This is a genomic window from Candidatus Cloacimonadota bacterium (assembly GCA_016932035.1).
In the GTDB taxonomy this organism is placed as follows: Bacteria; Cloacimonadota; Cloacimonadia; order JGIOTU-2; family JGIOTU-2; genus Celaenobacter.
Window position 1 is genome coordinate 1 of record JAFGDR010000050.1, and the last position, 12,231, is coordinate 12,231.

8 protein-coding genes are annotated in these 12,231 nt (G+C 36.8%); 3 read left to right on the top strand and 5 right to left on the bottom strand.

Going from position 1 to position 12,231, the window contains the following annotated elements; all coding sequences use genetic code 11:
* Positions 1 to 19 precede the first annotated feature (19 nt).
* Together JW794_08755 and JW794_08760 are read left to right on the top strand one after the other, a co-directional pair.
* Positions 20 to 844, top strand: coding sequence for a site-specific DNA-methyltransferase (locus JW794_08755; GenBank protein MBN2018198.1), 825 nt, complete (start codon positions 20 to 22; stop codon positions 842 to 844).
* Positions 825 to 1,409: an HNH endonuclease gene (locus JW794_08760; GenBank protein MBN2018199.1), complete on the top strand. Its 585-nt coding sequence runs from the start codon at positions 825 to 827 to the stop codon at positions 1,407 to 1,409. The genes JW794_08755 and JW794_08760 overlap by 20 nt, the downstream gene beginning before the upstream one ends.
* Positions 1,410 to 1,469: 60 nt before the next feature.
* On the opposite strand, the gene JW794_08765 is transcribed toward JW794_08760, so the two are convergent.
* The 5 genes from JW794_08765 to JW794_08785 form a co-directional block, all read right to left on the bottom strand.
* On the bottom strand, positions 1,470 to 3,590 hold the full coding sequence (locus tag JW794_08765) for an ABC transporter ATP-binding protein (GenBank protein MBN2018200.1): 2,121 nt from the start codon (positions 3,588 to 3,590) through the stop codon (positions 1,470 to 1,472).
* Position 3,591: 1 nt separating this feature from the next.
* Complete coding sequence (locus tag JW794_08770; protein ID MBN2018201.1) at positions 3,592 to 5,340, bottom strand: ABC transporter ATP-binding protein; 1,749 nt, start codon at positions 5,338 to 5,340, stop codon at positions 3,592 to 3,594.
* Positions 5,341 to 5,365: 25 nt separating this feature from the next.
* Entirely contained in the window at positions 5,366 to 8,959 is a 3,594-nt protein-coding gene (locus JW794_08775) for a tetratricopeptide repeat protein (GenBank protein MBN2018202.1), read from the bottom strand.
* A gap of 9 nt (positions 8,960 to 8,968) precedes the next feature.
* Positions 8,969 to 9,538: an ATP-binding cassette domain-containing protein gene (locus tag JW794_08780; GenBank protein MBN2018203.1), complete on the bottom strand. Its 570-nt coding sequence runs from the start codon at positions 9,536 to 9,538 to the stop codon at positions 8,969 to 8,971.
* Between the two features lie 68 nt (positions 9,539 to 9,606).
* Entirely contained in the window at positions 9,607 to 10,875 is a 1,269-nt protein-coding gene (locus JW794_08785) for an adenylosuccinate synthase (protein MBN2018204.1), read from the bottom strand.
* Between the two features lie 141 nt (positions 10,876 to 11,016).
* Here JW794_08785 and JW794_08790 point away from each other — a divergent pair.
* Positions 11,017 to 12,231, top strand: a 1,215-nt coding sequence (locus tag JW794_08790; protein MBN2018205.1) for a TldD/PmbA family protein, incomplete at its 3' end; no start/stop codon positions are given.

A 12,231-nucleotide genomic window follows, 5' to 3' on the forward strand; every position in this document is an offset into this window, starting at 1 on the left:
ATGAATATAAGGAGTTAAATTGGATAGTAAAAGAATTTTTTATCAAGATAACAAAATTAAAATTATAAATGATGATGTAGTCATAAGCAGTTTAGGTACAAGTGACTCTATTGATTTGATTGTTACATCCCCACCTTATAATGTTGATATTAAATACAACTCTAATAATGACAAACTCACTTACAGAGAATATTTAGAATTTTCAAAAAAATGGTTGAGTAAATGTTATGATTGGCTAAAATATGATGGTCGTTTTTGTCTTAACATTCCTTTAGATAAAAATAAAGGAGGGCATCAAAGTGTAGGAGCTGATATAACTAATATTGCTAAAGAAATTGGATTTCAATATCATTCTACAATTATTTGGAATGAGGGTAATATTTCTCGGAGAACAGCATGGGGTTCATGGAAAAGCGCAAGTGCACCATATGTTATTGCACCAGTTGAACTAATACTAATATTATATAAAGAGAGCTGGAAAAAGAAAAGTGGCAGCAGAATTTCTGACATAGATAAGGAAGAATTTATGGAATGGACAAATGGATTGTGGACCTTTCCTGGAGAAAGTAAAAAGAGAGTAGGACACCCAGCCCCATTTCCAGTCGAACTTCCAAGGAGATGCATTAAGTTATTTAGTTTTGTAGATGATGTAATCTTAGATCCATTTATGGGTAGTGGTTCTACATTAATCGCTGCACTTTTAAACAATAGAAAAGGTGTGGGCTTTGATATTGATTTGGATTATTGTAAACTAGCATATAAAAGACTACAACAAGAAGCAGATTTAAAACAAGAAAATCTATTCATAGAAAGGAAGGATAACTATGTCCAAGTCTCAAAGTGAATTAATAATGGAATATTTTCAAAATCATGAAAAGCAAGAATTAAATCATGGTCCAGTAGTAGATTGGGTTACAAAAGAATGGCTGAAAAATCATTCAGAACCACCAAGGGATATTTGGAGGGCAATAAGAAAATTACACCAAGAGGGAACGTTAATTAAAATAAAGAAAGGTGTATACAAATATGATCCTGATTTTATACATGACAAATCGCTGTTTGACTTTGATGCACAGACTAAAAAAAAGATCTTAGAACGTGACAATTTTAAATGTGTCGTATGTGGAAGGGGAAGGAAAGACGGTGTAGAGTTAGTTGTAGATCATATTAAACCAAAAGATAAGGGTGGAAATAATTCAATAGAAAATGGACAAACATTATGTGCTGAACACAATTTACTTAAGAAAAATTACTCCCGTACTGAAGCTGGAAAAAGATATTTTATCAAAATGTATGAAGATGCTATCAAATATGGTGATGAAAAACTGATTAATTTTTGCAAATGTGTTTTTGATTGTTATGATAAACATAAAATGAATGGTCATATAAAAAGACCAAATGGAAATTAAAAGTAAATAAATATTGTTTATACTTTTTATCAATTATAAATTCAGGATTTTTTATACTACTTACTTCTCCATACCTTTATACTGAAGTTCATATAATTTGTAGTAAATTCCTCTCAGCTTAAGAAGTTCGTTGTGTGAGCCTTCTTCAGCGATCTTCCCTTTATGAATGACAACAATGCGGTCAACATTCTGAATGGTTGAGAGACGGTGTGCAATAATGATCGAAGTTCGTTTTTCCATGATCTTTTTGAGTGCATCCTGAATCAGCATTTCCGTTTCTGTATCGATATTCGAGGTGGCTTCATCCAGCACAAAAATACTCGGATCCCCTACCAGAACACGGGCAAAGGCAAGAAGCTGGCGTTGTCCTGCAGATAGTACTGAACCGCGCTCTTTTGCATCGTCATCATAACCCTTTGGTAGTTTTGAGATAAATCTGTCAGCATTCACATACATGGCTGCCTGCACGATCTGTTCTTCAGTAATATTGGGGCGGAAAAGAGAAATATTATCCCTTATCTTGCCGGAGAAAATGAACACATCCTGATGGACCACACCGATATTATGACGCAGTTCTTCAAGATTATATTCTTTTATTGATTTTCCATCTATCAGAATATCACCTTTCTGGAAGGGATAGAACGAACTGATAAGTTTAACAAGCGTTGTTTTTCCACCACCTGTTGAGCCGACCAACGCTACTTTTTCACCTGCTCGGATCTTGAGATTGATATCTTTGAGTATCCAGTCTTCTTCAGACTTTTCAGAATATCTCATCCATACATTTTTGAATTCTATCTTCCCTTTTAAACGTGCGAAATGAGCCGTTAGTTTCGGATATTTTTCTTCTTTCTCATCCATCAATTTGAACAAGCGTTCCAACGCAGCCATTGCAGACTGCATGACATTATACTTCTGGCTCAGGTCATAGAGTGGATCGAAGAAACGATGTACATAGCTTATAAACACAACAAGTACACCCAATGACATCTTATTTTGGATAATACTTCCCCCACCATACCAGAGAATGAGTGCAATCGCCAGGTGCACCATCACATCGATAAGTGGGCGGAACACGGCAAACACCTTCAATTGCTTTTTCTCAGCATTAAAGTACTCCTGCGTTATATCTTCGAATTCAGTCAGTTTTTTCTTTTCCTGATGGAAAAGTTGTATCGTTTGAACACCCGAAATGTTTTCACTTAAGCTTGCATTGATCTTAGCAAGACGAATACGAACAAGTCGGTACACTTTTCGAATATCGACTTTGAATTTGAGCATAAAGAAGATAACAAACGGCAGAACTACAAAGGTGATCAGTGCAAGTTTCCAGTTGATCAGCAGCATAACAACGAGGATTGCAAACATCATAAAGAGATCCTGTATCAGCGTGATAAGACCTTCTCCAAGCATTTCAGAAAGTGCATTGATATCATTTGTAACTCGCGTAACCAGCCTGCCAATGGGATTTTTATCAAAGAATGAAAGTGGCAGCTTCTGGAGATGGTTGAAGAGCTTCATGCGCAGGTCATACATCGAATGCATAGCTCCGTATTGAGTAAGATATATTTGAATATAACTAAATACAAAACGAAGAATAAGCATCACGAAGAAGATGATCGCTAGTGTTTTAAGTCCATCTATATCCTTGGACCTGAGAGATTTCGTGGCATCCAAAGAGAGTTCTCTAAGATCACGCTGTTGAATAATATAATATTCGCCAAATTTCTTGAGATATTCAGGATATTGTTCAGCTATTATGGTATTTTTCTCATTGATCGGATACGCAGCATATATTTCTTTGCTGATCAATTCTTCTGCCCTGAGGAAATGAAAATGCCGTGGAATCAGCTTGTCTATATTGTAGCTATGGATCAGTATCTGTCCGTTTTGCTGGCTGACAACGTACTTCTTATATCGCTTTGAAAAATATTCTTTCAACTCAGACTGATCTTCTATTGTAAGAACTTTCAAAGATGGATTAATATAATCATCAATTGCTGTTTTTGTTATATAAGGAATTGCAATCGCAAAGAAGGCAACGGTCAGCAGGAGAAAAAAGGAGATGATGAAATAGACTTTATACGGCATCAAATACTTGATAAGCCGCTTCATCAATCTGGAATCAAGTACCTTGCCGCTGTCTTTTTCTTCTTCAAACGCTGATGAGAATTTTCGCATCTTACAATTCCAGTTCTTCTCTTAACTTTTGACGTTTATAGATATCGGTATAAATGCCGTTTTGCTTGAGTAATGATTCGTGAGTGCCTTGTTCTGCTACTTTGCCGTCAGACAGCACAATGATCTTATCTGCGTGCTGCATGGTAGAAATCCTGTGTGCGATCATCAGAACAGTTTTGCCTTTCTGACTCACCCGGATATTTTTCAGAATGATCTCTTCAGTCTCAGTATCTACAGAGGAGAATGCATCATCAAGGATGAGGATCGGGGCATTCTTGATCAGAGCTCTCGAAAGGGCTAAACGCTGTTTTTGACCTCCGGAAAGAGAGACTCCTCTTTCCCCGACGATCGAATCAAATTCCATCTCAAATTCTTTGATGTCGTTATGGAACTGAGATATTTCAGCGATCTCAATGATATCATCCATTGTTACATCTTCATTTCCGAATTGGATATTTTCCTGCACTGATGATGCAAAGAGGAAAATTTCCTGGGTTACAACTGCAATGGAATCACGCAAGGTTCTCAAAGGTACTTGATATATTTCATGATCATCAAGATAGATTTGATTTTTAGGAGGATTGAACATGCGTGTCAGCAGCTTAACGATCGTGCTTTTGCCTTCTCCGGTTCGACCGACAATGGCGAGTGTTTCTCCCGGTTTCACATTGAAATCAATACCTTTAAGCACTTCAATCTCTGTATCAGGATACGAGTATGTAAGATTTTTTATCGTGATCTCACCTTTGATCTCAGTAATGCTCGGATCAACAATGTCAGGTTCATCGATGATCTCAGGTTTTGTATGCATGATATCCTGGATTCTGTTCAATGATGCAGTTCCACGCTGGTAAAGATTCACGATCCAGCCGACTGCGATGACAGGCCAGATGATCAGGTGAAGATAGCTGTTGAAGGCAACGAATTCCCCAATCGTGATCTCTCTCAGGATTGTCTTTGTTCCTCCAATATAGAGTGTTAAGAGCAGGCTGATGCCAATGATCGCAAACATAAGCGGAAAGAACATACCCCATATTTTAACCAGCTTGATGTTCTGGTCGACCAAATCTTCAGCAACTGTGCCGATACGGTCTTCATATGCTTTTTCGCGAACAAAGGATTTGATAATTCGAATCCCGGATATGGTTTCCTGCACCCTGTCTGAAAGGTGAGCGAAAGTAGTTTGAACTTTTTTAAATAATCTATGAACTTTTTTACCGAAATATATCATGACAAAGGTAACGATTGGTAGAGGTATTATGACGAACAGCGTCATTTTAAAGTTGATATTACTCATGAGCAAGAGCGAAGCGATCGTGACAAAGACGACATCGAAAATCAGCACAACACCGATACCAAAGAGCATTCGTACAGCATTCAGATCGTTCGTTGCATATGCCATAAGATCACCGGTATTGTGATCCTGGAAAAATCGTGGTGAAAGTTTTTGTAGATGCTCGTAATAGTCGTTTCGAATTTTTTTCTCAATCTTGAAAGAATTCGTAATAAGAAAAATCCGCCATAGAAAGCGCAAAACTGCCATGATAAGTGCCAGTCCGAAAATAATGCCAGCATAAACTAAGATTGTATTCGTTGTGAATTCCGGTTTGTGCAGATAATCGATCACATGCTGGATGATCTTTGGAACAACCATCTGGATAGCATCAACGATTATTAGGCATAGAACGCCTAGCGCAATGCTTTTTTTATAGCGTTTTAGATAGGAGATGATCAACTTCAGGTTCTTCATAGTACAAGGTGCTTTTTGAGATATTTTACGGAAGTGCGTCCAGTAATTTTTTTGCTTCAGCTCCCCAATTGGAGTTCGTGCCATAGCGCTCGATCACATTCTTATAGAAGAGCCGGGCTTTATCGAATTTCTGCAATTTTTCGTATGCCATTGCTATCTTGATGTTTGCATTAACATACCACTGGTCGAGAAAATTGTAATCATACACAATCTTAAGAAGTGTTTCGATTGCCTGGTCATACTCTTTCATGCCGTAATAGGATTCCCCTATCCAGTAGATGATTTCAGCTTTTATTTCACTGTCTGTAAACTGATCCTGAATTGTTTTAAAGAGTTGTATTGCCTTTCTATATTCTTTGTCCATGTAGTAACAGTATGAAATCTCAAAGATGGTTTGAGGCGTCATTTCTGGAGATCCAAACCGATCGATGAGCATTTGATATGCTTCGATTGCCAGCATCCATTCCCCCATTGCTTTGCATGTTAGGGCAAAATTCTCGATCGCCTGCATCGCATACGTTCCTTCAGTATCTTGCTGGATAACCTTCTGGTAATAGTCCAGGGCATCCTTGAAGTTTCCTTCACTGAAGTTCATTGAACCGAGTTTCAGGTATACATTATATTTGAGTGGTGAATCCGGGAAATTCTGTAAAAGAGTAGTTAGATATGTATCTGCTTCATCGAATTTCTCGTTGCCAAGCGCCATGATCGCAAGTTCAAGATACGCATCATCAGTATATTCTGTAGAAGAATAATCATCAATGACTTCTTCAAATAACTTCTGTGCTTTCTTTTGGTCGAGTTGCGAATAGTAGATACCTCGTTCCAAAGTGATGTGTGCTTGGACCTCATCGTTATCTTTGATAATTGATTTATAATATTTTTCAAATGCTTCTGCCTGTGTCCGATTCTTTGATCTATAATATGCTACAATTGTGTTCTCTGCAATTCGAGCCCAATCAAGATATGAAAAACTCTGGAAAGGATCCTTATAACTTTCAGTAAGATTAAATATTTTTGTATAGTTAGCAAGTGCACTACTTATATCTTCAATACTCATATAGAGTTCTGCAAGATGCTCTGTATCAACAAGCATTGTATCCTCAGCCACGTTCAGGCTGATGATCCTGCTGTACTGAAGGATCGCATAGCTGATATTTCCCTGTGCTTCATAGATTTCAGCAAGTATGTACCTGTCTTTTTTACTCAGATCTTCGATCTTCATTGAAACATCGAGTGCTTTTTCAAACTTGTCTTGATTAATATAAAGATTTCTCAGTGTTCGCAGAAGTGCATCGGTCGGAGCTTTCTCAGCAAGTGTTGCATAGATTGCGATGGCTTTTTCAGTTTCGTTCAGTGTTATATAGGTCGATGCAAGGAGGTTCAGTACATCTAGATATTTTTCTTGTTCCGGATAGTTTTGCACATAATAGTCTAAGTATAGTACACTTTGGGAATAAGATTTGAGTTGGTAATAGACAAATCCGACATTAAAAAGCAATTGCGGATCAGCAGATAGGGTTTTTTCATCAATCTTCTGATATTGATTCCTTGCAGCTATATATCCTTCATTCTCAAGATAGAGATCACCAAGATATTGATACGCTTCGTTTCGAATATTGGCATCTCCTGTAAGTGACGCTGCTTTCTGGAGATAGGTTATTGTCTGTTCATCTTTTTTATCATTTTGGATTAGTGCTTTTCCAAGATTAAAATAGACTGTTCCAATTTTCGGAAAGGTTGGATATATTTCTATGAAATAGAGAGATAATTGTTGGAGGGAGTTCAAGTAATCATCACTCATGGGATCGAGAAAACGTACTTTAAGAGGAATTAAATAATATTCTGCGTATGCTTTTTCGGGAATATCATGATAATTATCAACGATCGATCCGAATAATTGCTGAGCTTGAGCTTTATATTTATCTGCATCATCATCTTCGCCTAATGATGCCTTGTCGGCTAATTTAAGGTAAATCTCACCTTTCAGTAAAATGAGACCTGGATCACTGACAAAAAGCGGATCACTTTCAATCAGCTCAAGCGCTTTATCGAACTCTTTGAGATCGTTTGTATATATTTCAATTAAGGATGTTATGGTAGCAATATAATCGTTTGATCGAACAAACTGAGCAAAGGTTTGCACAAGATTATCCAATGCTTGTCCTTCATTTTTCTGTTTATAATTTTCAATATATGCGAGCATTTTTGTTGCCCTGTCTCTTTCATTTTCAGGAAGAGAGTGTGTTGCTAATGCTTTTTTGTAATAATCAGCAGCTTCATCATAATTATTACGTTCTGTACTGCAACAAGCCAATTCAAGATATGTCTTACCACGTAGGTCGCTTTCGGGAAATGTGGTAACAATCACGAAATAGTAATTTATCGCCGCTTCATAGTCCTTCAGATAATTTTGATACAATTGACCGATTTCATAATATATTGAATCGACCGATGTGATGTGAGGATACCTTTTTATGATATCGAGATAGGTTGAGATCGCAAAAGGATAATCATTCTTCTTTAGATAAATTTTTGCCCGTAATTGATAAATGTCCTTTTGGATGGTAATCCTAGTGGCTTCAAAATCGATTATATCAAGAATTTCCAACGCCTGATCATAGTTTTTAAGATTGTATTCTGCGTATGCTTGAATATATTGAATGTGTGACAAATAGGAACTCTTTGGAAAGTTATTCTGAAATTCTTTACACGTTACGATTGTGTTTCCGTATCTATTGAGAGCAAATTCCAACGATGCAATCTTGTCTGCAATCTCATCTCGTTGAGGATAGGTATCAAATTTGCGATAGAATTCTTTATTCTGTTCAAGAGCTTCCTGGCGATCACCGTTCTTGTACAGCAATTCTGCATACAACAGGAGGAGTGATTGTTGATACATCCTAGGAATCGATTCAGTTAATCCATCCTTGAGTAATTGCAATGCTTTGTCCTGCATCTTGTTTTCATAGTAATATTGTGATAACTCCTGGATTGCTTTCCATTTTTCATCTGATTGAGGGTATTGATTAATGATTGTAAGAAGTGTCTGCTCATATTCATCAGGCATGTTATGAAGTTCATAAACAGAAGCAAGAGAAAGCAAAATGCTTGAAATCTGTGCTTTTCCAGAAAAACTCTCAATTATATCCATCGAAATAAGAATGGCTTCATTATACATCCCTGCATTCTTAAGTGATACTATGATCTTATCAAGTGACTGCAAAGCATATGGACTCTGTGGATAATTATAGATCAGATCTTGATAAAATTGGGCTGCTTCAAAGTAATTTCTGCTCTGAAATAGACTCTCGGCAAGCTTATATACCGTTTGAGGATAAAGCGTTGTATTAGGATGATCTTCGAGCAAGCGCTTATATGCAAAGGATGCATTGACATATTGCTCAAGCTCCATATAAGAATTGCCAAGATAGAACTGTGCTTCTTCAGCTAGGGTGGAATTCGAATATTTTTGAATGATATCCTGAAATTTACCAATAGCTTCTTCATAAAGCGTGTCATCATACATCTTTTTAGCAAAATCAAATTCTTCCTGAACACCAGCATCCAACACAAATGACACAAATATAATACATATAATTAATATTATTTTTTTCATAATTAAACCTCAATCATTTTGAAAATTGAGCGGAAGACTCATTTGACATACATCTTTATATAACCCGGGATATTTGGTCAATATGAGTATTCCTTTATTTTTGATTGTTTTTATCATATTTAAAAGTATATTACTTAATTGAGTTTCAAGGAATTCTGCCGGTTCATCAAGAATAAGATATTTTGCATGAGTAGAGAAGCAGAAAGCGATCTGAAAAATGCGACGTTCACCAGCAGATAATTCATAAAAATTTCTCATAAAATAATCTTCAAGTTTTACATTAAATTTCTCACATATCTCACTTATTTTCAATCTAATAGATTTATCGTTGCTATTACTAATAATAAAATCATATTCATCTTTTATAAATGGAAACACAAACTGATTTTCCGACTCCTGAAATAAGAATGATACTTTGTTTTTCATAGTTTTTTCCTGATGAAGAGCAGTTGAATCAATTGTGATATTTCCTTTGAAATTTTTATGTTCTCCGAACAGAATATTAAAGAGTGTTGTTTTACCTGAACCTGTACCACCATATATGCAAAGGATATCATTTGTATTTAATTTAAAGGACATATCCTTAAGATAAAATGACTGTTTGCAATCCTCATAGGAGAATTTAATATCCTCGCAGACAATACTCATTATCGAAAAATCGTTTGTGCTCTTTTAGGGCCGACAGAAACGATCGTAACTGGAATATCAAGAATTTCTTCAATTTTATAAACAAAATTGCGAGCATTTTCGGGCAGGTCATCGAATGATTTAATTGAAGTTATATCATCATCCCAGCCTGGCATCGAGATATATGATGGTTCTACTTTTTCGAGAAATTTTGTTTCTACAGGATATTCCTTAACCACAGTTCCATTGATAGAATAACCAGTACAAATCTTAAGTTCATCAAGACCTGAATAGACATCTAAGAGTGTCAATGCGATTTCATCGAATCCATTGATCATTGCTGAAAAACCAGCAGCAACTGCGTCAAACCAGCCGCATCTGCGGGGGCGCCCGGTCGTTGTGCCGTACTCGTGCCCTTTTTCACGGATATACTCCCCTATCTCATTTTTTAACTCAGTTGGGAAAGGACCGTTACCTACACGTGTTGTGTAAGCTTTCATGACTCCAATCACTTTATCAATTGCTTTAGAATTAATCCCTGCACCGGTCAACGCACCACCAATCATTGTATTGGACGATGTAACATAGGGATAGGTTCCGAAATCTATGTCGAGTAAAGTTCCCTGAGCACCTTCAAAAAGCAATTTTCTACTATCTTTCAGCATGTTATTAATAAGATACGGTGTATTACATATATATGGCTTGAGCTGCATACCGATATCAAATAATATATCCACTGAAACCTCAAGACTCATATTTTGAAGCCATGACTCAAGTTGTTCCTTTTTATGATTAACTAAATTGGTTAATCTAAAGGTAAGATATTCTTTATCGAGTAAATCTCCCATTCGAAGACCAAGACGAGCGGCTTTGTCAGAATAGGTCGGTCCAATGCCTGATTTTGTTGTTCCGATTGCCTGCTTACCCCCTTTTTTCTCTCCAACTTCGTCAAGATAAGTGTGTAAGGGAAGGGTAACATGTGCCTGTGAACTGATAAAGAACCTATCTGCCAGACTGATACCTTGCGATTTGGTTTCATCGATTTCCTGGAGGAGACGTTCTAGATTGATCACTACTCCATTACCAATGATACAAATCATCTGAGGATCAAGGATACCAACTGGTATAATATGGAATTTGTACGTTGTATTTCCATGCACAACCGTATGCCCGGCATTGCATCCACCTTGAAAGCGGACGATTGCATCCATATTTTTAGCAAGTGCATCAACGATCTTTGCTTTTGCTTCATCCCCCCATAATGCCCCCAATACGACAGTTACTGGCATGATGACCTCTTTCATGATTAATCTTGAATATTTATTTTAAGTATACATCACTATGTCAACAAAATCATCTTTGAATGAAAGTCTTGACATATAAAGCACATGACATGAAAAAATCAGATGAAAAATATTTCAGGAGTATACATGAACAATAATGGCAATGCTGAGATGAGAGAGCTCGCTCAAAAGATTTGCTCTTTGTCAAAAGACGTTGAAACTGAGGTTTTGATCTTCAAGAATAAAAATGCTCTGACCCGTTATGCGGAAAATTATATTCATCAGAATGTCAGTGATACTTCATACTATATTCGAGTTCGCACGATTATGGGCAATAAAACAGCTACTGCAACAACAAACAAACTTGATGATGAGTCTCTCGAATATACGTTACAATCAGCTATAGATGCAACAAAAATGCAAAAAGATAATGATAAACTGCTCCCCCTTCCTCATCAACAAGAGTATCATGCAACACAAAATTTTATACAAGCAACTGATGAATTTACTCCTCAACAAAGAGCAGAACACATCGTAAAAGCTGTGAATATTTGCAAACGAAATGGACTGGAGGGAGCAGGAATTTATTCAAACTCAACATCAGAAGTTGCGATAGCAAACTGCAAAGGATTGTTTGGTTACGATATTTCAACGAATGCGGAATTCAGCATAACAGCAATGAAAGGTGCGGCATCCGGATGGCATGAAACAATTACCAAAGATGTTCATGACATCGATGTGGAAAAAGCTGCTGCAATAGCGGTTGAGAAAGCTCTAAAAAGTGAATATCCCGATGCTATAAAACCAGGTAAATATACAGTTATTATGGAACCGGCAGCAGTTGCCGAGTTTGCACTATTCCTTCTTTGGAGGGGATTTAATGGCATGGATTATCTTGAAGGTACAACATTTCTGAAAGACGGATTGAATAAAAAGATTTTCTCAGATAAACTGAATATTTATGAGGATCCCTATTACCCCCCAATCGGATCTCAACCTTTTGACTTTGAAGGTATGCCCGTTAAACCAATGACACTCGTGGAAAAAGGTGTTCCAAGAAGTTTTGCAACAAATAGATGGATCGCAAATGAAACTGGTGCAGAAAACAATGGTCATGCAATTCCCCTACCCGGACAAGGTGCATATCCCTTTTCAATGCGATTTGATACTGGTAAGAGCTCTGTCGAGAAAATGATAAAGAATACTCAACACGGAGTTCTTGTTACTCATTTCCACTATTCAAATATTATTGATCCAATTTCCCTGCTCGTAACTGGGATGACACGCGATGGATTCTTTTTGATCGAGAATGGTAAAATTACCAAACCATTAAAAAATATGCGATTCACTGATAGTGTATTA

Excerpts from the sequence above, each read along its gene's own strand:
- JW794_08760 (MBN2018199.1), top strand. The coding sequence starts at position 825 with ATGTCCAAGTCTCAAAGTGAATTAATAATGGAATATTTTCAAAATCAT.
- JW794_08765 (MBN2018200.1), bottom strand. The coding sequence starts at position 3,590 with ATGCGAAAATTCTCATCAGCGTTTGAAGAAGAAAAAGACAGCGGCAAG.
- JW794_08770 (MBN2018201.1), bottom strand. The coding sequence starts at position 5,340 with ATGAAGAACCTGAAGTTGATCATCTCCTATCTAAAACGCTATAAAAAA.
- JW794_08775 (MBN2018202.1), bottom strand. The coding sequence starts at position 8,959 with ATGAAAAAAATAATATTAATTATATGTATTATATTTGTGTCATTTGTG.
- JW794_08780 (MBN2018203.1), bottom strand. The coding sequence starts at position 9,538 with ATGTCCTTTAAATTAAATACAAATGATATCCTTTGCATATATGGTGGT.
- JW794_08785 (MBN2018204.1), bottom strand. The coding sequence starts at position 10,875 with ATGCCAGTAACTGTCGTATTGGGGGCATTATGGGGGGATGAAGCAAAA.